At 63.6% G+C, this 22,923-nt stretch carries 17 protein-coding genes; 8 read left to right on the top strand and 9 right to left on the bottom strand.

The window, feature by feature from the left end:
- Positions 1–117 precede the first annotated feature (117 nt).
- From RO069_RS19495 to RO069_RS19485, 3 genes are all read left to right on the top strand, one after another.
- On the top strand, positions 118–1,302 hold the full coding sequence (locus RO069_RS19495; RefSeq protein WP_328189729.1) for an acetyl-CoA C-acyltransferase: 1,185 nt from the start codon (positions 118–120) through the stop codon (positions 1,300–1,302).
- 180 nt (positions 1,303–1,482) lie between these two features.
- Positions 1,483–2,628, top strand: coding sequence for an AI-2E family transporter (locus RO069_RS19490; protein ID WP_328189728.1), 1,146 nt, complete (start codon positions 1,483–1,485; stop codon positions 2,626–2,628).
- Positions 2,629–2,756: 128 nt separating this feature from the next.
- Positions 2,757–3,827: a GGDEF domain-containing protein gene (locus RO069_RS19485; protein WP_328189727.1), complete on the top strand. Its 1,071-nt coding sequence runs from the start codon at positions 2,757–2,759 to the stop codon at positions 3,825–3,827.
- A gap of 3 nt (positions 3,828–3,830) precedes the next feature.
- On the opposite strand, the gene RO069_RS19480 is transcribed toward RO069_RS19485, so the two are convergent.
- The 3 genes from RO069_RS19480 to RO069_RS19470 are packed head-to-tail and all read right to left on the bottom strand — an operon-like array spanning position 3,831 to position 8,943.
- Positions 3,831–4,580: a ParA family protein gene (locus tag RO069_RS19480; protein WP_328189732.1), complete on the bottom strand. Its 750-nt coding sequence runs from the start codon at positions 4,578–4,580 to the stop codon at positions 3,831–3,833.
- 11 nt (positions 4,581–4,591) lie between these two features.
- Positions 4,592–7,705 (bottom strand): efflux RND transporter permease subunit, encoded by a 3,114-nt coding sequence (locus RO069_RS19475; RefSeq protein WP_328189726.1) that lies wholly within the window; start codon positions 7,703–7,705, stop codon positions 4,592–4,594.
- A complete protein-coding gene (locus RO069_RS19470) occupies positions 7,702–8,943 on the bottom strand; it encodes an efflux RND transporter periplasmic adaptor subunit (protein ID WP_328189725.1) in 1,242 nt (413 codons plus the stop codon). Before RO069_RS19470 ends, RO069_RS19475 begins: the two co-directional genes overlap by 4 nt.
- Positions 8,944–9,204: 261 nt before the next feature.
- Here RO069_RS19470 and RO069_RS19465 point away from each other — a divergent pair, with 261 nt between their 5' ends.
- Both RO069_RS19465 and RO069_RS19460 read left to right on the top strand, forming a co-directional pair.
- Positions 9,205–10,461 (top strand): sensor histidine kinase, encoded by a 1,257-nt coding sequence (locus tag RO069_RS19465; protein WP_328189724.1) that lies wholly within the window; start codon positions 9,205–9,207, stop codon positions 10,459–10,461.
- Entirely contained in the window at positions 10,454–10,984 is a 531-nt protein-coding gene (locus tag RO069_RS19460; protein ID WP_328189723.1) for a response regulator transcription factor, read from the top strand. The genes RO069_RS19465 and RO069_RS19460 overlap by 8 nt, the downstream gene beginning before the upstream one ends.
- A gap of 25 nt (positions 10,985–11,009) precedes the next feature.
- Here RO069_RS19460 and RO069_RS19455 read toward each other — a convergent pair whose 3' ends face one another.
- Positions 11,010–11,669: an energy-coupling factor ABC transporter permease gene (locus tag RO069_RS19455; protein WP_328189722.1), complete on the bottom strand. Its 660-nt coding sequence runs from the start codon at positions 11,667–11,669 to the stop codon at positions 11,010–11,012.
- Between the two features lie 198 nt (positions 11,670–11,867).
- On the opposite strand from RO069_RS19455, the gene gdhA reads away from it, so the two are divergent.
- The gene (gene gdhA, locus RO069_RS19450) at positions 11,868–13,205 is read left to right on the top strand and encodes an NADP-specific glutamate dehydrogenase (RefSeq protein ID WP_442915397.1); all 1,338 of its coding nucleotides are present in this window, start codon (positions 11,868–11,870) and stop codon (positions 13,203–13,205) included.
- A gap of 2 nt (positions 13,206–13,207) precedes the next feature.
- The gene (locus RO069_RS19445) at positions 13,208–15,817 is read left to right on the top strand and encodes a PEP/pyruvate-binding domain-containing protein (protein ID WP_328189720.1); all 2,610 of its coding nucleotides are present in this window, start codon (positions 13,208–13,210) and stop codon (positions 15,815–15,817) included.
- On the opposite strand, the gene RO069_RS19440 is transcribed toward RO069_RS19445, so the two are convergent.
- Both RO069_RS19440 and RO069_RS19435 read right to left on the bottom strand, forming a co-directional pair.
- The gene (locus RO069_RS19440) at positions 15,764–17,524 is read right to left on the bottom strand and encodes a SulP family inorganic anion transporter (RefSeq protein ID WP_328189719.1); all 1,761 of its coding nucleotides are present in this window, start codon (positions 17,522–17,524) and stop codon (positions 15,764–15,766) included. The genes RO069_RS19445 and RO069_RS19440 overlap by 54 nt on opposite strands.
- Before the next feature lie 126 nt (positions 17,525–17,650).
- Complete coding sequence (locus RO069_RS19435; RefSeq protein WP_328189718.1) at positions 17,651–19,165, bottom strand: sensor domain-containing diguanylate cyclase; 1,515 nt, start codon at positions 19,163–19,165, stop codon at positions 17,651–17,653.
- A gap of 205 nt (positions 19,166–19,370) precedes the next feature.
- Between RO069_RS19435 and cobS the strand changes: the two genes are divergently transcribed.
- Complete coding sequence (gene cobS, locus RO069_RS19430; protein WP_328189717.1) at positions 19,371–20,141, top strand: adenosylcobinamide-GDP ribazoletransferase; 771 nt, start codon at positions 19,371–19,373, stop codon at positions 20,139–20,141.
- On the opposite strand, the gene RO069_RS19425 is transcribed toward cobS, so the two are convergent.
- From RO069_RS19425 to pstB, 3 genes are all read right to left on the bottom strand, one after another.
- Positions 20,069–20,857, bottom strand: coding sequence for a hypothetical protein (locus RO069_RS19425; RefSeq protein ID WP_328189716.1), 789 nt, complete (start codon positions 20,855–20,857; stop codon positions 20,069–20,071). The two genes, cobS and RO069_RS19425, sit on opposite strands and share 73 nt — an antisense overlap.
- Positions 20,858–21,277: 420 nt before the next feature.
- Complete coding sequence (phoU, locus tag RO069_RS19420; RefSeq protein ID WP_328189715.1) at positions 21,278–22,000, bottom strand: phosphate signaling complex protein PhoU; 723 nt, start codon at positions 21,998–22,000, stop codon at positions 21,278–21,280.
- 27 nt (positions 22,001–22,027) lie between these two features.
- Entirely contained in the window at positions 22,028–22,915 is an 888-nt protein-coding gene (gene pstB, locus RO069_RS19415) for a phosphate ABC transporter ATP-binding protein PstB (protein WP_328189714.1), read from the bottom strand.
- Positions 22,916–22,923 lie beyond the last annotated feature (8 nt).

Genomic DNA, 22,923 nt, shown 5'->3' with positions numbered 1-22,923 from the left:
GCCAGGGATGGCGCGGAGCAAGGCGGGCGCCAGGGACGGCCCCTGAATTGCGGCGGAGAAAGTGTACCCACCGGGCGGCCAGCCCCCCAAAGCACACGCTTCCAAGAGGAACCCAAAATGAGAGAAGCCGTCATCGTATCCACCGCCCGCACGCCCATCGGCAAGGCGTTCAAGGGCCTGTTCAACAACACCAAGTCCCCCACCATGGCCTCCTTCGCCATCAAGGCCGCAGTAGAGCGCGCCAAGGTCGACCCGGCGGAAATCGAAGACCTGATCATGGGCACCGCCATGCCCGCCGGTACCGCCGGCATGAACGTGGGCCGCCTGTCCGCCCTGGCCTCCGGCCTGCCCCAGCAGGTCAGCGGCATGACCATGGACCGCCAGTGCGCCTCCGGCCTGATGGCCATCGCCACCGCCGCCAAACAGATCATGTTCGACGGCCAGGACGTCGCCATTGGCGCCGGCCAGGAGCAAATCTCCCGCGTCCAGCAGAAAAATTTCGAATGGATGGCCGCCGAGCGTGACGAGAACGTGATCAAACACGCCGAGCACGCCTACATGCCCATGCTCCAGACCGCCGAGAACGTCGCCAAGGTCTACGGCATCAGCCGTGAAGCCCAGGACGAATACTCCCTGCAGTCCCAGCAACGCACCGCCGCCGCCCAGGAAAAAGGCCTGTTCGACGACGAAATCGTACCGGTCACCACCACCAAGGCGGTGATGGACAAGGAAACCAAGGAAGTCAGCTACGAGGAAGCCACCCTCGACAAGGACGAAGGCAACCGCCCGTCCACCCAACTCGAAGGCCTGGCCGGACTCAACCCCGTGATCGAAGGCGGCTGCATCACCGCCGGTAACGCCAGCCAGCTCTCCGACGGCGCTGCGGCCTGCGTACTGATGGACTCCAAGCTTGCCGAACAGCGCGGCCTGCAGCCACTGGGCGCCTACCGTGGCATGGCCGTCGCCGGCCTCAAGCCCGAGGAAATGGGCATCGGCCCGGTCTACGCCATCCCCAAACTGCTCAAACAGCACGGCCTGAAAATCGACGACATCGGCCTGTGGGAACTCAACGAAGCCTTCGCCGTACAGGTGCTGTACTGCCGCGACAAGCTGGGCATCCCCAACGACCGCCTGAACGTCAACGGCGGCGCCATCTCCATCGGCCACCCCTACGGCATGAGCGGCGCCCGCATGGTGGGTCACGCCCTGCTGGAAGGTAAGCGCCGTGGCGTGAAGTACGTGGTCGTCACCATGTGTGTCGGCGGCGGCATGGGTGCGGCAGGCCTGTTCGAAGTCCTGTAACCCGCCTTTGCAAACAGGGTCCGGAGGCAACCGCTACCGGATCGCACCCTGCCGGCCGCCCCCGGGCGGCCGGCAGCCACCAATCCTTACCAAACCATTAATCCATCATCAGGTTTCTGTACCCCGCCGCATCTGGTTGCGATGATGTCGTCATTGGCCATCCACGGGAGCAGGAACGGAATGAGCAGTCGCCAAGACAGTACCCCACCCTCCGGCGACAGCCAGCGTGGTTCATCGGTTGCCGCCAACCCCATCAACTTCCGTTACATCGCACCCATTGTCATCGCCGGCATGGGATTCATTGTGTTCCTGGACTGGGCCCAGGCAATCCTGATGCCACTGGCCGCCGGTATACTGACCAGCTATGCCCTGGACCCGTTGGTCAGCGCGGTGGACCGGCTGCATATACCCCGCCCCATCAGCGCCGCTCTGGTACTCAGTTGTCTGATCGCCATCCTGGCTCTGGCTGCCATGCCCCTGCATGGCGAAGCCATGAAAATGCTGGAGCGCATTCCCCCGGCGCTTCAGGAGTTCGAACGTCAGAATGCCAGCGCTCCCCGGTCCGAGAGCCTGATGGAAAAGGCCCAGGAAGCGGCCAAGAAAATTGAGGAAAGCGCGGCGGAAAAGGATCAGGATAACCAGGTCCGGGCCACCCGGGTGCGCGTTGTCGAAGAACCCTTCAGCATCCGTGATTACCTGATGAACCGTGCTTCCGGCGGCATCGTGCTGGTCAGCCAACTGGTGTCGGTGCTGTTCCTGGTGTACTTCGTACTGGCCACCGGCACCCTTTACAAGCGCAAGATCGTGCGCCTGTCCGGTCCAGGCTTCCACGGCATGCGCAAGGCCGCCCGCATGCTGAAGGAGTTCCACAGCCAGATGCGACGCTTCATCTTCGTCATGTTCCTGGGCGCCGTGTTCGTTGGGATACTCACCTGGCTGGCGTTCCTGCTGCTCGGGGTTGAACAGTCGATTCTGTGGGGCGTCATGGCCGGCGTGGCCAGCGCCGTGCCCTACCTGGGCCCCTTCCTGGTGCTGGTGGGCTCCGGCGCCGCCGCCTTTATCCAGTTCGGGTCCCTGGACATGGCGATTCTGGTGGCTGGCGCCTCGCTCATTATCACCAGCATCCAGGGCTACCTGCTGACCCCCTGGCTCACGGCCCGGGTATCCAGCCTGAATGCCGTGGTCATTTTTATCGGCCTACTGTTCTGGGGCTGGTTGTGGGGGCCGGTAGGGCTGATTCTGGCCACACCGTTGCTGATGATGACCAAGACCCTCTGCAACCACGTGGAAAACCTGCAGGGTGTCGGGGAATTGTTGGGAAAATAGACGCACTGCCTATTTTAACGACAGTCATTTTGTGATCCAATTCTCACCGGGCCAACCACTCCACGAACAATGAAGTCAGGATGCCTCCGGCATTCATGTGGCCCCAGGGACTTATCAGGATTGCACGTATGGACGCCCACCCCGACACACTGACCCAACTCGCCCGACCACATCGCAAGGCAGTGCTGGTAGCACTGCTGTGGATCACCATTGTCGCGGGCATCCTGTTCGGTATCCTCAATGCCATGAAAGGGGCCTGGGTGATCACCTGGGTCGAATGGGGCATGAGTCTGTACTCGGCGTTCCTGCTGTATTCGGTCCGCAAGCCCCGGCAGCTGGAACGGTGGATCCTGGCCTATATCTTCCCGTTCTTCATTGCCATGATGGTGGCCCTTGCCACCCCGAAAGCCAGTGTGACTGTCTTCGGGTGGGTGCTTCTGATACCACTGGTGGGCCACCTGTTACTTGGTCGGCGCCTGGGCCTGGGGGTGTCGCTGTTCTTTATCGGATTGGCCCTGGTCATTTTCCTGAATCGCTTTCATGCCGATACCGTGGTCATGGATCCACGCTCCGTGGCCAACATGGTCGTCCTCACCGCCTGCATCACGGTGTTTTCCCATGTCTACGAGGTCAGCCGGGAGCGTAGCGAGATACAACTCCTGAAGATGGCCCAGACCGACTTCCTCACCGGCCTGCCCAACCGCTCGCGGATCAAGGTCTTCTTCGAACGTGAACGCAGTCGTGCCGGCCGTGAACAGCAGCCCCTGTCGCTGCTGATTGTCGACCTGGACCACTTCAAGGAGGTGAATGACCGCTTCGGTCACGAAGCCGGTGACCGGGCCCTGGTCTTCTTTGCCGACCTGCTCAAGCACCGGCTACGGGCGACCGACCTGGCCGGGCGCCTGGGTGGCGAAGAGTTCGGCATTATCCTCGTGAATACGGCCACCAGTACCGCCATCCAGGTGGCCGAGGACCTGAGGCGGGCCCTGTCGGAGGCGGACCTGCAGAGTGATGGTCAGCCGATTTCCCTGACCATGAGCATTGGCGTGGCAGAGCTGGGCGTGGATGGAAACTCCCTCCAGGACCTGCTGGCCGCTGCCGACCAACGGCTTTACCAGGCCAAGGACCAGGGTCGTAACCAGGTCGTACCTGCCCCGGTTACCCATGGGCCTGCGGGAGCACCCTCGCCTCTCGTGTAGGCGCTACAGTTTCAGGGATCGCTTGCCCTTGCTGAGACCTCGCCACAGCAGGCGGTAGGACAACGCCGCTGTGGACCGTGGCGCGAACCAGTGCACCGGCTGGCGTTTCTCCCCCATCCGCTCCACATCACTGGCATAGGGAATATAGCCAGGCATCAGTCCGGTCAGTTCCTGGGGTGGTGACTGCAGCAGCTGCCGGTGCAGGTTCTTGCGCCGGTCGGCCATGGTCCAGAATGGATGGAACCTGCTGCTGTCCAGTTTCTTGTCGGCGATGAATTCCTGCATCTGATGCCAGCTATTGAGGGACAGCCAGGTGGGCACCAGCGGCACCAGCACCCGATCGGAGACCCGGAACACCTGCTCCGCCAGCCGTGACAGCGACGGCGGGCAGTCCAGTACCACCAGCCCGTAATCCTCCCCCAGCGGCTCCAGCCAGTCAGCCAGCGTTTTGTTGTCGCCGTGCTTTTCAAGCTGCAGGTCGATATTGCGGAAGCTGACATCCGCCGGAATCAGGTCCAGGTTATCAATGCCGGTGGGTACGATGGTCTTGCCAATGGGGGTCTTGCCCTTCACCAGCCTGCCCGCCTTGGGCACCCGGGCGCTGGCGCCGGTGTTACCAAAATACCAGCTCACCGCGCCTTGCGGATCCAGGTCCCACAACAGGGTGGGGATCCCCTCTTCTGCGGCCAGGGCGGCGATGTTGGAGGCCGCGGCCGTCTTCCCTACGCCGCCTTTCAGGTTATGGAACGCCACAATCTTCAAGGCTACTCTCCTTTCACACTCGTCCGTTCGTGGTACTGCTCCAGCAGTGACAGCAGCACCGGGATGACCAGCAACACCAGGAAGGTGGCCAATGCCAGGCCAAAGGTGATGGACGTCGCCATGGGAATCAGGAACTGGGCCTGCAGGGACGTCTCGAACATCAACGGCAACAGGCCGCCAATGGTCGTCAGGGAAGTCAGTATAACCGCCCGCACCCTTTGCACGACAGCCTCGTTCAGCGCGTCGTTGACGGTCCGGCCATTGCGACGCTCCGCCTGGTAGAAGGACACCAGGATAATCGCGTTGTTCACCACGATACCGGAGAGACCGAACAGGCCGAACAGGGACAGCACCGTCAGTTCCAGCCCCATCAGCCAATGCCCCAGTACGGCACCGATCAGGGCAAAGGGAATAATGGACATGACGATCACCGGCGTACTCCAGGACGAGAACACCCAGACCAGTACCACGTACATCAGGGCGACACCGGCAATGGCACCGGTCTTCATATCGCCCAGTGTCTGCCGCTGGTCGGCGGAGCGGCCCTCGAAGCTGTAGCGGATGCCCCAGGTATCGGCCAACTCCGGCAGGGTGTCGCGGCTCAGTGACGCCAGCACCTGGCCCCCGGTGGTTTGCGCCGGATCCAACTGCGCCGTTACCTCCACCGCCAGTTGTCCGTCCGCATGGCGCAGGGCATCAAAGCCCTGCCGGGGCGTCAGGGTGATCACCTGTTCCAGGGGCACAAAACGGCCATCCGGCAGGCGAATGGTCAGCCGGGCCAGGGTGCTGATGCGCTCCCGCTGCTCACGGGGAAGCTGGACGCGAACCTCGATCTCGTCCCGGTCATCCTGGTAGATCTGCACCACCCGACCATCAAAAGCCGCCCGCAACTGACGCCCCACCTCAACAGTGGTCAGGCCCAGGCTTTCCCCCCGGGGCGACACCTGGTAGATGAGCTGTTCCCGGCCCCAGGGCAGGTCATCCTCCGCGTCCATGACCCCGGGCAGCGAACGCATGGATGCGGCCAGGGACTCCGCCGCCCGCTTCAGGTTGACGGTGTCGGCGCCGGTCAGACGCACGTTCACATCCCGCCCCGGCGGGCCGGTCTGACGCTCGGTGATGGTGAGATTTTCCATACCAGCGGGAATCACGATGCGCTCCCGCCAGGCCCGGATAAACTCGGCATTGCGCACGTCACGGTCGTCCGGGTCTGCCAGTTCCACCATCACCGCGCCCACATCATCGCCGCTGCGGGCGGAGCCGTCACTGGCCTGGGAACTGCCATGGGTGGTGACCGCATGGAGGATCAGCCCGCCCCCCAGGGACTGGTTGGTGTCATTCAGGGTCCTCTCCAGGTGATCGAGAAATCGGTTCACCGAGCCCTGGTCCGTACCCGCCACGAAGTTGGCGTTGGCGTAGAGCACGCTGGGTTCCGGAGTGGGGAAAAAACTGAACCCGATGCGGTCCCCCTTCCACAGTCCGTAGGTACCAGCGGTGAGCGCGAACATCGCCGCCAGCACCACGGCCCGGTTGGCCAGGGTCCATCGGGACAGGCGCCGGCAGGGGCCCTGCCGGAAATCCTCGAAACGCGCCTCGAAGCCTCTGCGGAAACGGTCCAGCCGTGCCAGACGAGCCGGCTTTCGCCCCGGCACGAAGGCGTGGCGCAGGTGGGCTGGCAGCACAATGAAACATTCCAGCAACGACGCCACCAGCACACAGATCATCACAATGGGAATATCCCCGAGTATATTGCCGATGACGCCGCTCACCACCAGCAGGGGCAGGAACGCCGCCACCGTGGTCAGGGACGACGCCACCACCGGCCATAGCATTCGTTTCGCGGCCCCCTCGGACGCGTACAGGGAGTCCTCCCCCAGCCGGGCGTGGGCGTCGGCATCCTCCCCCACCACGATGGCATCGTCGACGATCACGCCCAGGGCCATGATCAGGGCAAACAGGGAGATCATGTTGATGGAGCCACCCAGCAGCCACAGCACGCCCAGGGCCGCCAGGAATGCCGTGGGAATACCGACCGCCACCCAGAAGGCCACGCGACCGGGCAGGAACAGGTACAGCAACACCAGTACCAGCAGCAGACCGCCCAGGCCATTGCTGATGAGCAGCGAGATACGCTGGTCGATCAGGCTCCAGGTTTCGTCGTAGACATCCAGCTCCACGGTGGGTGGTAGCGTGGGCCGAACGTTCTCCAGCCAATGCGCCAGGGACTCGGCCGCGTGCAGCGAATGGCCCTGCTCCGCCCGCAGCAGTTGCAGCTCCACCGCCGGCATGCCGTCACGGGTCAGGGTCACCTGCTGGTCCCGGGGCTCCTGGCGGATGATGGCAACGTCCCCCAGCCGGATACGCTCACGGTTGTCGGCCACCACCGACAGGTCGGCAAAATCCTCGGGACTGCGTCCCTGGCCGGTGGCCCGCAGCTCACGGGTGGAGTCCTGCTGCCCCATGAGGCCCGCGGGCAGGTCCCGGGACAGCGCCTGTACCCGATCGGCAATGTCGTCCAGCGACAACCCCAGGGCCTGCAATCGTTCCACCGGCACGTCGATGCTCATCTGCAGTTCCGGCAGGCCACGGATCTCCACCCGGTCGATGCCAGCGCGCAGCAACTCGTCCTCATAGCGGTAGGCCAACCGGCGCAGCTCATCCGGAGACAGGTCGCCATAGATCAGTAGCCGGGCCACCGGCTCGTAGCGCCCTACCCGGGCTACCCGGGGCGTTTCCGCGTCCGCCGGCAGGTTGCTGAACTCCGCCACCTGCTGGCGCACATCGTCCACCGCCTGAATGGGTTCGGTGCCCTCCCGGAACTCCAGGGTAATGCTGGCAACACCCTGGGCCGAGGTGGAGGTCATTTTCTTGAGGCCATTGATACTGCGGAAACGCTGCTCCAGGGGATCGGTGATGGCCTGCTCCACGTCCTCCGCGGACGCCCCGCTCCACACCACGCTGACACTCACGATGTCCAGCTCGAAGGTGGGGAAGAACTGGATGTTCATGCGATTGACGGCCAGCACACCCGCCAGCAGCATCACGATCATCACCAGGTTGGCGGCCACCCGGTGATGCACGAAGAATCCGAGCACGCCCCTCTGACGCTCCGTCATTCGGCCAGCGCTCCCGGCGCCTGGGCCACCGAAACCTTCAGCCCTTCGATGGCGTTGGGCAGATGGGTGATGATGATCCGGTCACCCTCGTTGAGTTGGTCACTGCGAACGATGGCGTCATAGTCGCCGTCCTCCCTCAACAGGTCTCCCACGCGCTCGACGTCCAGCCTGCGCATGCGCTGCTCTGCGGTCATCACATACAGGCTGTCGCTGCCGTAGAGGGCGCTGTAGGGCACTGGCACCACGTTTTCCAGGGGAGGTCGGAACACCACCAGTGGCATCATGTCGCCGGGGCGCAGGCCGGGAGGCCCACCAGTTACTCTGAAGATTCCCAGCGGCCCCCGGGGATCGCTCTCGCCAGCAAAGCGGACCAGTCTCAGCTGATATCGGCCATCTTCCGAATCCGCTTCCACCGGTCGCCCCCGCGCCAGTTCGGTTTCCAGTGCCCGGGCGAACCGCGAAGGGATACGGGCCCGGATTTCCAGACCGCCGGGGCGATAGAGGGACAGCAGTGGCGCGCCGGCGCTGACCCGATCACCCACGGCCACCTCCACCCGTGACACAACGCCACTGAATGGTGCCGTGGCACTGGCCCGGTCGGTGTCCCGCTGGGTCGCCGCCAGTGCCGCCTCGGCCCTTTCCAGCCGGGCCTGCAGGCTTTGCAGGGTGGCCGGGTGTTCCGCCAGGCTTTGCTCTCGCAGGGTCACCGACAGTTCCGCCTGCTCAAGGGCGTCCCGTGCATTGTCCACCTCCCGCTGGGAAGCCAGCCTGTTGCCCTGTAGCGACCGGGTACGCTCCAGTTGCCGGCGGGCGCTGTCCCTGACCGCCTGCTCCCGGGCCAGGGCCTTGCGATCGGTTTCGGCACGAATGCGTTCGCTGCGGATCTGGGCTTCCAGATCCGCCACCTCGGCACGGGCCTGGGCCAGTTGTGGTTGCACGTCGGCCGGATCGAGGGCCACCAGCAGATGCCCCTTGCTGACGGATTCACCTTCGCCCACCGGACGCCGGGCAATGCGCCCGGACACCGATGCGGTGATCGTCATCAGGTCGGGGGCGGCAACTTCGCCATACAGCGGCATGGCTGGCCGCAGTTCGCCGGGGTTGGCGCTCATCACCCGCACCGGCCAGGCCCGCTCGGTCTCGCCCACCGGTTCCGGTTCGGGGGCGGTCATGCGGAGGATCTGGAATACGGCAATGCCGGCAACAATGACGAAGATGGGTATGAGGCGTCTGATCATGGCGTGATACATCCAGGCGGCGAACGTACTTGGTCCGCAAAGCGCACAGTATAGTTCAGGATAATGGCTTACCCGCTCTCCGGGATTTGACGCCGGTCATAAAAATGACCCCGCCGCGGAAATCCGCCCGGGGCCGCAAGGGTGCCTGCCTGCCATGGAGACAGGCAACCGCCAGAACCCCCAGTATAGGGTTCCCTCCGCCGCCCGGAATGGGACAGAATGTCGCGGCCCACTGACCGGCAATGGCGATATAATCCCCCCATGAAACTGCATACCATTTCCCAGGTGGGCTTCCGCCAGTCTGCCCGCTACCTGCTGCTGATGCGGCTGTCCATTGTCAGCATGGAATGGCTGGCGCTGGTGGCACTGTCGTTCCTGGCACCGTCCCTGGCCGGCCCCGCTCCACTGCTGGTCACCCTGGCCCATGCCCTGTTTGCCGCCGCAAGCTGGCTGTGGCTGACCTGGCACCCGCCCGGTCGTCCGCTGCCGGTCAGCTTTTCCCTGGGCGCGGATATGGTGGCCCTCGGCATCTGGCTGGCCCTGACCGGCGGCTTTGCCAATCCGCTGGTTTCCCTGCTGTTGCTGCCACTGGTGACCGGGCTGGTGCTGGTCCCGCTGCGGCAGAACCTGGTGATCACCCTGCTGGCCATCGGCCTCTACACGCTGCTGATCCTGTTTCCCGCGCCGCCGCCCTCCGGTCTCTCCCGCAACGATTACATGCACCTGCACCTGATGGGCATGTGGGGGACCTTTGCCCTGACCGCCACCATCATGCTGGTGGTGGTCGGCTCCCTGGCCGGTCGCCTGCGGGAGCAGCAACGGGCCCTGTCCCAGAGCCGTGAAGACCGCCTGCGGGATGAACAGATCATCGCCCTGGGTCTGTCCGCCGCCAATGTCGCCCACCGCCTGGGCACGCCCCTGAACACCATGACCCTGGTGGTGGATGACCTGAAGACCCTGCCCGACGCCCGCCCCTTCCGGGACGACCTGGAACTGCTGGAACAACAGATCGGGCTCTGCCGCAGCCAGCTCCAGACCATGACCGAGGCGGCGATCCAGTGTCGCGAGGCCGCCACCGAGACCATCACCCTCGGCCAGTGGCTGCACCGGCTGCGGGAGTCCGCCACCCTGCTATGGCCGGATGCCCCCATCCGCTGGCCGAAGACGCCACCGGAGCTGACCGTGCAGGTGGATGCCACCCTGGACCAGGCCATCCTCAACCTGCTGGCCAATGCCCTGCGGGCCAGCCCCCAGGGCGTGACGGTGGGAGCGGACGACGACGCCGGTCGGGCCCGCTTGCGGATTGTGGACCAGGGCAGCGGCATCGGCGATACCCTGCCCGGACAGCAGCCGGTGGCATCCGAGCAGGGCCTGGGCGTGGGCCTGTTCCTTTCCAACGCCACCATCCAGCGGCTGGGCGGACAACTCAGCGCCGAGGCCCGCACCAACGGCGAAGACCGTGGCACCACCATGACCATCGACCTTCCCGCCCGGCATCCGGAGCCTGCCCATGACTGAGCCCTGCTGGTTACTGGTGGACGATGACGAGACCTTTGCCCACACCCTGGCCCGGTCCCTGGGACGCCGGGGCATCGGCACCGAGGTCGCCATCACCCCCGAACAGGCCCTGGAACGGCTGGTCCAAAGCTGGGCAAGCCGGTGCGTGCTGGACCTGAATCTGGCCGGCGAAAGCGGGCTGCAACTGCTCCCGGAACTGCTGGCGGTAAGGCCAGGGCTGGAGGTACTGATCCTCACCGGCTACGGCAGCATCGCCACGGCGGTGGAAGCCATGCGCAAGGGGGCAGTGAACTACCTGTGCAAACCGGTTACGGTGGACCAGATCATCGAGGGCTTCCAGCCGGAACGTCAGGAACCGTCGCTACGGCGCCAGCCGCCATCGGTGGAGGAACTGGAGTGGGAGCACATCCAGCGGGTGCTGACCGAACATGACGGCAACATCTCCGCCACCGCCCGGGCCCTCAACATGCACCGACGCACCCTGCAGCGCAAGCTGGGCAAGCATTCCCGCTGGCGGGAGTAAGGCAGGACGGAAGCGCTCCCGTTGACTACCGATACCGTCGTTCGTCCAGGGTGGTCAGCATCTCCGGGTGGAATACCATCAGCCCGGTCACCACGGCGCCGTTGACGAAACCCTCCGGCAGGATGAACAGTGGCAGGTAGCGCAGGTAATCGTGGACCAGGTGGTACCAGTCATAGACGCCGGTGAGCCACAGCAGTGCCACCATGGTCAGCCCCGCAGCGGCCACCGAGGCACCGGCGCCGAAGAAACCACAGAAGAAGATATAGGCAAAGAAGTTACGGAAGTTCACCCACCGCTCCCAGCGCATGATGGCGTGGGTGACCAGGGCCGGCACCATCACCGTGATCAGGCCGTTGATGGCGAACAGGCCCGGCGGCTCCCGCCCGGTGATCACCACGATCACCAGCGCCAGCAGGCCGGAGAAGACCGCCAGGCGCCAGCCCAGCATCAGGGTGACGGCGGTCATGCCGAAGATGTGGATGCTCAACCCCGGTGACAGCCCCGCCCGCAACTGCCACAGGAACCCCAGCACCACGGCGGCACCGAACAGGCTGTGCTGCAGGCGCTGGTTCGCCCTCAGCGCTGTCCAGTCGGTCTGCCGGATGGCCCTGATCAGAATGCCCGCAAACAGCACGCCGGTTATCACCAGCAGCCATCCGGGGAACAGATTGTCAGTCAGGCCCATAGGCAGTTCATCCGCAGTGACAGGAGTGATGGACGGGTTGCTTTGACAGGGGCCAACAGCTTGCCACGAGTGCATCGGCAGGTGAAGTGACGAATAATCCTGACGACGCCAATTGCTTATATTGCACTGCCGTGGTGCAATCACTGTCCCAAAGATTCATATCGTCGCTTACTTCTGGAGACAACTATGGCTGCACGCCTGGACGAAAAGCTTGAACCCATTTTCCAGGATGTCCTGCACCGGAACCCCGGTGAGTCGGAATTCCACCAAGCCGTCCACGAGGTACTGGAAACACTGGGCCCGGTGCTGGTGAAATACCCGGAGTTCGTGGAGAGAAAGATCATCCAGCGTATCTGTGAGCCGGAGCGCCAGATTATTTTCCGCGTGCCCTGGCAGGACGACCAGGGCGAGATCCACATCAACCGGGCCTTTCGGGTGGAGTTCAACAGTGCCCTGGGGCCTTACAAGGGGGGCATGCGGTTCCACCCCTCCGTCTACCTGGGCATCATCAAGTTCCTGGGCTTTGAGCAGATCTTCAAAAACGCGCTCACCGGCCTGCCCATCGGCGGCGGCAAGGGCGGCAGCGACTTCGACCCCAAGGGCAAATCCGATGACGAAATCATGCGCTTCTGCCAGAGCCTGATGACCGAGCTGTACCGCCACCTTGGGGAATACACGGATGTGCCCGCTGGCGACATCGGTGTGGGGGGCCGCGAGATCGGCTACCTGTTCGGTCAGTACAAGCGCATCACCAACCGCTATGAGTCCGGCGTACTGACCGGCAAGGGCCTGGACTGGGGTGGCAGTCGTGCCCGTACCGAGGCCACCGGTTTCGGCACCGTGTTCTTTACCCAGGAAATGCTCCGGGCCAGGGGGGACTCCCTGGACGGCAAGACGGTGGTGGTGTCCGGCTCCGGCAACGTAGCCATCTACGCCATCGAGAAAGCCCACCAGCTGGGTGCGAAAGTCATCGCCTGCTCCGACTCCGGCGGTATCATCGTGGACGAGCAGGGTATCGACCTGGATACCGTCAAGCGCCTCAAGGAAGTGGAACGCCGCCGCATCAGTGCCTATGTGGAAGCCCACAAACACGCCAGGTATGTGGAGAATGGCAACATCTGGAGCGTTCCCTGTGATGTGGCCCTGCCCTGCGCCACCCAGAACGAACTCAACGGCTCCGATGCGAAGACCCTGGTGGAGAACGGCTGCATCGCCGTGGCGGAGGGTGCCAACATGCCCACCACCCCGGAGGGCATTCAGATCTTCCAGGAGGCAAAGCTGTCCTACGGGCCCGGCAAGGCCGCCAATGCCGGCGGTGTCGCCACCAGCGCACTGGAAATGCAGCAGAACGCCAGTCGCGATTCATGGACCTTCGACTACACTGAGAAGCGCCTGGAGGAGATCATGATCAACATCCACAAGAGCTGCTTCGAAACCGCCGGAGAGTTCGGCTCCCCGGACAATTATGTACTGGGTGCGAACATTACCGGCTTCATCAAGGTGGCCCGGGCCATGGATGCCATGGGTCTGATCTGATCATGACCACTGTCACCGACGCCGGGCCCGACCCGGCGGTATCCACCGGTGTCCCGGGTCTTGACCAGGTACTGGACGGACTGCGGATCGGTGACAATGTGGTCTGGCGGGTGACCGACCTGGAGGATTACCGGCGCTTTGTCACCCCTTTCGTGGCGTCAGCCACCGACGCTGGCCGCCAGATCATCTACCTGCGCTTTGGTCAGCACCCACCGCTGCTGGCTGCCGGCCCGGGCATCCGCGTTATCGAAGTGGACGCCCGGGACGGCTTCGAGTCCTTCACCGCCCGCATCTGGGAACTGGTGGAAACCTGGGGCCGCGGTGCCTTCTACGTGTGCGACTGTCTCAGTGACCTGCTCAACGCCTGGGCCACCGACACCATGGTGGGCTATTTCTTCCGAGTGATCTGCCCCTTGCTGTATGAACTGGACACCGTCGCCTGGTTCGCGTTGCTGCCACAACGACACTCCCGCCAGACTCTGGACCGCATACGTGCCACCACCCAGGTCATGATCGACGTGTACCGGGCCGAGGACGACATGCAGGTGCAGCCGGTGAAGGTCTGGCAACGGCAGTCTCCCACCATGTTCCTGCCCCACCGTTACCGCGACGGGGACTTCATACCGGTCACCGACAGTTCCAGTGCCACCCGGCTGCAGGCGGCCATCGAACAGCAGGCCCATGCCTCCCAGCAGTTGCTGGACGGCTGGGACAGACTGTTCCTGGAGGCGGAAGAGCATGCCGGGCGGACCCGTGACGAGACCGGCCACGCCCTGGTTCGACGCATCCTCCGGGTGCTGATCAGCCGTGACCACCGTATGCTGGACCTGGCACAACGCTACCTGACCCTCGATGATCTCACCGCCATCCACAACCGCACTATCGGCAGTGGCTTTATCGGCGGCAAGGCGGTGGGCATGCTACTGGCCCGTGCCATGCTGTTGCAGGACGACCCGGACACCTGGCACACCGCCCTGGACCCCCACGATTCCATGTTCATGGCCTCGGACGTGTGGTACGCCTTCCTGGTGTACAACGGGTTGTGGCCCGCCGTCATGGAACACCGTACCCGGGAAGGCTTCTTTGAGCAGGCGCCGGCATTGGGGGACGCCATCCTGGCCGGCGAGTTTCCGCCGGAGGTGCGACCGGAACTGATCCGGACCCTGGACCACTTCGGCCAGTATCCGATTCTGGTGCGCTCCAGCAGCCTGCTGGAAGACGGCTTTGGCAATGCCTTTGCGGGCAAGTACGAGAGCGTGTTCCTGATCAACCAGGGCGATCCGGAGCACCGGCTGGAGGCGTTGGAAAATGCCATCCGCCAGGTCTACGCCTCCACCATGAGCGATGACGCCCTCAGCTACCGACGCAGCCGTGGCCTGGAAGAGCAGGAGGAGCCCATGGCCCTGCTGATCCAGCGGGTCAATGGACGCTTTCATGACCATTGGTACCTGCCGGATGCCGCGGCCGTCGGCGTATCCCGCAATACCTTTGTCTGGGCCCCGGAGATGGACCCCAAGGCGGGTATGCTTCGGCTGGTGATGGGCCTGGGTACCCGCGCCGTCGACCGGATCGAGGGGGACCACGCCTGGGTTATCGCCCTGGATCAGCCCCTCAAACAACCCTTTCGCAGTCTTGAGGAAAACTACCGGTTCAGCCAGCACCTGGTGGACAGCCTGGACGTAAACGGCCCGGGCCTCACCACCACCGACCTGACCACCCTGGCCCGGGAAGCGCCGGACCTGCCCCTGACCAGCCTGGGGGAAACTGACCGGGCGGCCTCGGAGCGGGCCCGGGAACTGGGGCTGGATCACCCCGTGTGGCGCCTGACCTTCCGACCGTTGATCCGCCAGGGCGAGGTGATCCGATTGGCGAGCCGGATGCTGTCCACCCTGGAGGCAGCCTATGCCCACCCGGTTGACGTGGAGTTCACCATCCACCTGGGCGGGGCGGGTGAGAGCCCCCGGATCAATCTGGTGCAGTGCCGGCCCCTGGCCACCATCGGCGACGCCAGTCCGGTATCCCTGCCACCCCAGCCCGACCCGCACCGGCTGTTGATGGCTACCCGGGGGCACTTCATGGGGGGCAATATCAACCTCGCCATCCACCGGATCATCCAGGTAAACGCCGAGGCCTATAGCGCCCTGGATGTCCACGGCAAGTACCAGGTTGCCACCCTGGTGGGGCGGCTGGCCCGGCAGACCCCGGAGCGTTTCAACCTGATGCTGGCCGGTCCCGGGCGGTGGGGCACCAGCAGCCCGGAGTTAGGGGTACCGGTGGGGTTTGCGGACATCAGCCGGGTGTCGGTGCTGGCGGAAATCGCCGACATGGGCAACGGCATGGTGCCGGACCTGTCCTATGGTTCCCACTTCTTCCAGGATCTGGTGGAAACCGGTATCGCCTATGTTGCCCTGTTCCCCGGTGAACGGGACTGCCTCTGGAATCCGGGCTGGCTGGAACAGCACACCCAGCAACGGACCATCGACTGCCTGCTGCCGGACGACCTGCCTGCGGTCGCCATCCGGGAGTGCGTAGAAGTCATGGAATGCGAGGAGGTACCGTTACGCATTCTTGCAGACATCACCCGTCAGCGGCTCCTGGGCGGCCATCCGTGAGCCAGCCCCGAGGGCCTGCCAGGCCTGGTAGCTGGTCAGGTAGATGTGCCCGGTCAGACGCTCCAGGAAGCGTGTCCCCTCCAGCCGGTCCATCACCGGGCCCTTGACTTCCGACAGGTGAAAACGCACACCACCGGCCTCAAGGCGTTCATTGATGGCCTCCAGGCTCTCCAGCGCGGAGGCGTCGATCAGGTTTACCGCCGGGCATACCAGCACGATATCGGTCAGCTCGGGCTGGCTGCTGACCAGCTCCAGGACCCGGTCTTCCAGGAAGCGGGCATTGGCGAAATAGAGGCTCTCGTCCACCCGCAACATGGCCAAATGGGCACGGGTTTCCACCTGGTGGCGGCGCACATTGCGGAAATGCTCGGTCCCCGGCACCCGACCGACCACGGCGCTGTGGGGCCGACTGGTGCGGTACAGGAACAACCCGATAGACAGCCCCACCCCCGCCAGGATACCGGCCTCCACGCTATAGCCCAGGGTCAGCGAGATCGTCGCCAGCATGGCCACGAAATCCGCCCGGGAGTATCGCCAGGTCCGCACCAGCGCCGGCAGATCGATCAGCGACAACACCGACACGATAATGGTGGCCGCCAGGGTGGCCACCGGTAACAGGGCAATGGCCGGGGTCAGGAACACCGTGGCCAGTGCCACGCCAAGGGCCGCCAGGGCCCCAGCGGCGGGCGTCTCGGCACCGGCGTCCACGTTCACCGCCGACCGGGAAAAGCTCCCGGCCACGGGCATGCCTCCGGACATCCCCGAGACCAGGTTCGACGCCCCCAGGCCCACCAGCTCCTGGTCGGGATCGATACGCTCTCGCCGCCTGGCCGCCTGGGTCTGCGCAATGGACACGGACTCCACAAAGCTCACAATGCTGATCAGCACGGCACTGATCGCCAGCTGTCGCCACAGGGACAGATCGGCGGCCGGCATGACCAGTTCCGGCAGGCCCGACGGCACGTCGCCCACCACCGCCACCCCGGCCCTGTCCAGCCCCAGGGCCCAGGTGACGGCTGTGGTCACCGCCACAGCAAGCACGGGGGCGATCCTGGCAAGGTTGTCCGCAAGCCTGGAACCCACGCCCAGCCCCGTCAGCAACGGCTTCAGGTACCTACGGGCGGCCAGCAAAGCCAGCAGCACACCGCCACCGATGGCCAGCGTCAGCCCGTGGAGTTCGTCCCGGTGCCGGACCAGCGCCATCGCCACCTCGTAGAGGTTCTGGCCGCCGGCCTGTATACCCAGCACGGGCCCCAACTGACTCGCCACGATCACCAGTCCGGAGGCGGTAATAAACCCGGAGATCACCGGATGACTGAGGAAATTGGCCAGGAATCCGAGGCGACATACGCCCATGACCAGGAGCATCAGCCCGGTCATGGCGGTCAACAGGATAGCGCCACCAACCATATCCGCCGATCCCGGCTCGAACAGTTGCCCCAGGGCGGCGGCAGCCATCAGCGCGGTTATCGCCACCGGTCCCACTGACAGGGTCCGGCTGGAGCCGAACACGGCGTACAACACCAGCGGCAGGATACTGGCATAAAGCCCCATCTGCGGTGGCAGACCCGCCAGCATGGCATAGGCCAGGGATTGGGGAATCAGCATGACGGTGACAATCACCGCCGCCAGCAGGTCACGGGCCAGGAAGGCACGGTTATAACAGGGCAGCCACGTCAGTACCGGCAGGAAACGGGACAGTTTCACGATGATCGCCCCTGGAAGCGGTTAGTGGGTAGCGTCAGGGATCGCGCCAGACAAAATGGCATCCCAGGAAACGCGAATACGTTCTAAGCATATACCAAAAGGCAATATATAAGGAAGTCGATGTTCCTAGGAACGGATGGGGCCGGACGCGTCCACCAGGCAGTCCCGCCCGGACCCCTTGGCCTTGTACAGGCGACGATCCGCCTCGGTGATCAGTGCGTCACTGCTCAGGGTCTCCCAGGGCAGGTCCGTCACATGGACCAGGCCGGCGCTGACCGACACCGGAACCGCCTCCCCCTCGAAGCAGACCGGCTGTTCCCGGACCAGCTCCAGTATCCGTTGCAGGGCGCGGCAGGCCTGGTCCGGCGTAACATCCGCCAGGGCGATAACAAATTCCTCGCCGCCATACCGGGCCGCCACATCCGTGCCACGACGCTGGCCCTGGAGGAGACCGGCAAAATGTCGCAGCACCCGGTCACCGGCCAGGTGACCGTGGTTGTCATTCACCTGCTTGAAATGGTCAATGTCCAGCATGGCCAGGGCCAGCCCCTCCCCGGTGCGCTGGTAATGGGCCAGCATCTCTTCAATCCGTGGCTCAAGGTAGCGGCGATTGTGTATCCCCGTCAGCGGGTCGAGGATGGACTGATCCAGGAGTTCCTGCTCCAGGCGGAACCGCTCCACGGCCTGGGCCAGCATGTTGGCCACCAGTACCAGCAGGTCGTCCAGGTCCCCGCGCCAGTGGCGGACGGTGAGGGAATCCATGCCGAAGAACCCCTCCACCACACCCCGGACCTGCAGCGGAGCGCAGAACATGGCGGCCACCTCCTCCTCCTCCAGCAGGGCCCGCTCCTCGACGGCAGTCTCTGGTAGCCGGCTGACATCCTCCACGAACACCACCTGGTTCCGACCCAGCACGTCCCGGATCTGCTGTTGCCACCAGTGAAACCCGGTGATGTCCACATCCTGCTGGCTGTCCTTGAGGGCGGTCACCCCATCGCGGCACCATTCGTGAGTATTGGTCATGTGGGTCAGATCATCGGAAAACTGGTAGATATAGGCCCGATCAAGCTGGAAGAAGTTACCGATACGGGCCAGGAAGTGGTTGATCTCCGCATCGATATCACCAATCGCGGAGTCCATGAATTCCGAGGACAGGCTGGCCAGCAACTGGTGAAAACGTAGCTGATAGTCCGTCTCGGCCTCACTGGCCCGAAGACTGAGCTCCAGGTCCTTGTGGGCCTGGATATTGGTGAACTGGCCGAACCAGAGGGTACTGCCATCCGCCAGGCGCTTGGGCAGGGAATGGCCCTCGAACCATTGGTAACTGCCATCCTTGAGGCGAACCCTGGCCTGGTATTGCCAGGGTTGGAGGGTACGGGCGGATTCATCGGTGGACGGGCGCAGTCCCTCCACGTCGTCCGGGTGTACCAGCTCCGTTAGCAGCAACCCGTCCTGACCCAGTTCCTCGGGCGTCACGTCAAACAGGTCACTGACACGGCTGCTGATATAGGGAAAACGCCGCTGGGTACCGTCGGCACTCACCCAATAGCTGAACAGGACACCGGGCACGCCAGACGCCAGTTCTTCCAGCAGATCTGGAACATGCTTGTCATCCTTCCCGGAAGCAGACTCCAGTGCCATAGCCTATGTCCAGTCGCTAAATGGATCGTTAAAGTCTGGACCACCAAACATGTATTAGTTTAGTACATTAATTCTAATTCACACATGTTCCAACCAAGTGTGGACCACTTTCGCCACTCACGAAACGTGCCGCCGATAGACACTCCCTGGCGAATCCACCCCGGGATCGTCAGAATAGGCCTTTTCAGATGGATACGGATGTAACGTGCAGACACCCTCTTTTCTAGCCTCCCGGGAATGGCAGGCCTTCTGGCTGGCGGTGGGCTTCCTGACGCGGATTCCCATGCCGGTTCGCATCGACTACTCGCAGCGCCTGATGAACCAGAGCAGTCTCTACTTTCCGCTGGTGGGCCTGTTGCTGGGGGCTCTCTATGCGGCGGCTTTCAGTCTGCTGGACGCCTGGTTCCCGCCGATGGTGTCCATCCTGCTGGTGATGGTCCTGCACCTGTGGCTCACCGGGGCCTTCCACGAGGACGGACTGGCGGACAGCATCGATGCCCTGGGCGGTGGCTATACGGTGGAAAAACGTCTGGCCATCATGAAGGACAGCCGTATCGGCACCTACGGCACGGTGGCACTGGTGATGGCCCTGGGGTTGAAGGCGGCATTGCTGCTGGAAAGCCGCCATATCCCGATGGCACTGTTGCTGGCACCGGCGGTGTCACGCCTGACCCCCCTGTTGTTGATGGGCTACCTGCCCTATGTGACCCAGTCCGACCAGAGCAAGAGCAAGCCGGTGGCGGACGGTTTCTCCCGCCGGCGCCTGGCACTGGCCGCCGCCTTCACCACGGTGCTGGGTGTGGTGGCCAGCCTCTGGCACAGCCACCTGTTGCTGTGGTGCCTGCTGGCCACCCTGGGCGTGGCCCTGTTGTGGGGGCGCTACCTGCGATCGCAACTGGGCGGCTATACCGGGGATGCGCTGGGTGCCAGCGTGGTGCTGTCGGAACTGGTGCTACTGTTGCTGATGGCGTCCTGATCCTCCTTTACCGGTGACAGCAGCGACAGGGGCGCATCCTGTGCCAGTCGGGTCACGATCAGATAACGGGCATGGGAGTAACTGCCACCATCGACCCCGTCCGTGAGGTAGACGATGGCATCCTCCAGCCCGTCCCCGTTGTAGTCCCCCCGGGCCAGCACCCGCAGGCGCTGTACCGAACCGTCCTGGCCCCGGTATACCGCTTCATAGTTGCTGACCGGCTCGAACCCCGCCGGCGTTTCCACCCCGGCCCAGGTTTCCATGGCCCGGACCCGTTGCCGGGTGTCGCCGGAAATGGCCAGGGCGAACTCCGCCGGTGCCGCCATGGGCAACTCCCGGTCCAGCAGCGACGGCTCCAGGAAACTGCGATCAAAACCGGTCAGGCTGGCCGATGCCCTCACTGCCTGGCAGAGGGCGGTGCGGGCCTGCAGGAAGGGCTGTTCGAACAGGTTGCGGGCCTCGTAGCCCCGGGTGGTCAGGGCCATCAGTTCCAGGCAGTTGCCGGCTTCCCGATCGTCCTCGTAGGCGTGCACCAGCGGGGCGGGATACTCCCATTCCCAGGCGAGCTGGGCCTGGGCCCAGTCATCGGGAGCGCCCTGCTCCGTTTCAGGCACGGGGATCGGGTGTTCCGGGCTCAGGGTGGCCGGATTCTTGGTGGTGGTACAGGCCACCAGGGCCAGACCGAGGAAGGGCAGCAGTGACTTCAGTTCAGGCATGGGGTGATCCTCCGTGATCCGCTATCGATTGGGCTGCCTGCGGACTGGCTGAATACCCGGATATCTGTCCATGTTTACGCTTGTAACCGGCAAACGTGAAGTATCTTGCCAATAGACAGATCCGTGGATAAGCCGTGAGCCATCCGGGAATCGGGAACGAAGGGAATATTCAGAAAGAGCCACGATCACTCATTTCCCTGAGTCGGATTTCCAGAGTCCTTTCCGCCAATCATTGCGGGGCCCACTGCAGGCACATCATTGCACCCGGGCAACCGGCGTCCAGCCTGGAATCAGGCAAACGCGTAACATGAACTTTACGTCATATTGGCGCCCATGACCAGTGCGGGATTCTCCAGTTTCACTGAGCAATGGGCACCTGAAGCCCCATTACCAACCATGGGGTAGGTAATGGGGCCAGTGTTACGGCCCAACGATTTTGGCGGCCTCTTCCACCGGCGTATGGCGTACGTCCTCGCCCTCCACCATGTAGATCACATTCTCCGCCAGGTTGCAGGCGTGATCCCCCACCCTTTCCAGGGCACGCAACACCCACATGACGGCCATGCAGCGCGAAATATTGCGGGAATCTTCCATCATGAAGGTCAGCAGCGTCCGGGTGGCCGCCTGGTATTCCTCATCCACCCGCTTGTCTTCCCGCATGACCTTCAGGGCCTGCTGCGAATCCAGACGGGAGAAGGCATCCAGGGCATCGTGGAGCATGCTGGTAACGTGGGTGCTGATATGCCGGACTTCCACGTATCCCCGCGGCGCATGGCCTTCCTGGGATAGCGTCAGGGCGAATTTGGCAATTTTCTTGGCTTCATCACCGACCCGCTCCAGATCGGATACCATCTTGACCACGGCGATGACCAGCCGCAGGTCCCGGGCAGCGGGCTGGCGCCGGGCGATCAGCCGGGTGGCTTCCTCGTCCAGATCCTTTTCCATCTTATCCACCAGCTTGTCCCGCGCGCGGATCTCATCGGCGGAGTGGCCATCACCATCAATCAGCGCATTGACCGCATCAATGGTCTGCTGTTCAACCAGACCACCCATCTTGAGAAAGTCATTCTTCAGGTTGGACAGATCTTCGTTGAACTGATGGGAAATATGATCCCCATACATATCATCTTTTTTAGTGGGCATTCTCTGCTCCTCGGAATCGCAACCTGTTTAGCCGAAACGACCGGTGATGTAGGACTCGGTGAGTTCGTGTTCGGGCGCGGTAAAGACCTTGTTGGTTTCGTTGACCTCCACCAGGTGACCCAGATGGAAATAGGCGGTGCGATGGGACACTCGGGCCGCCTGCTGCATGGAGTGGGTCACGATAACGATGGTGTAGCTTTCGGACATTTCCGCAATCAGCTCTTCCACCTTCGCCGTGGCGATGGGGTCCAGCGCAGAACAGGGCTCATCCATCAGGATCACCTCGGGGCTGACGGCGATGGCCCGGGCAATACAGAGCCGCTGCTGCTGGCCGCCGGACATGCCGGTGGCGGTGGCATCCAGCCGGTCCTTCACCTCGTTCCACAGCCCTGCCTTGCGCAGGCTGTTTTCCACGATGTCATCCAGGTCCGACTTGCGGTTGGCCAGGCCGTGGATACGGGGGCCGTAGGCCACGTTCTCATAGATGGATTTGGGGAACGGGTTCGGCTTCTGGAACACCATGCCCACCCGGGCCCGCAACTCCACCACGTCCCGTTTGGGGTCGTAGATATTGTCGTCGTCCAGCATCAATTCTCCCTTCACACGGCAGATATCGATACTGTCGTTCATCCGGTTGAGGCAGCGCAGGAAGGTGGACTTGCCGCAGCCGGACGGACCGATAAAGGCGATAACCTCATTGCGGGCGATGTCCAGGCTGATTTTCTTGATCGCCGGGGTGTCACCGTAGAGCACCTCCACATTGCGAAGCTTGAACTTGGGGTCGTCCGCGAATGGCGAGCCAACCGTCTTGCCCTCTTCGATTAGGGTTTCCGCCGGTTTTTCTTCCGGAATCGGGATAGCAGTTTCCTCCGGCATGCTTGCCTCTTTATCTACTGTCGTATTCAAGGTGTTCATCGCCATTC

Source organism: Marinobacter sp. OP 3.4, from assembly GCF_036224885.1.
Classification (GTDB): domain Bacteria; phylum Pseudomonadota; class Gammaproteobacteria; order Pseudomonadales; family Oleiphilaceae; genus Marinobacter.
The sequence above is the reverse complement of the archived record's forward strand: the minus strand, read 5'-3'. Positions and strand labels throughout refer to the sequence as shown.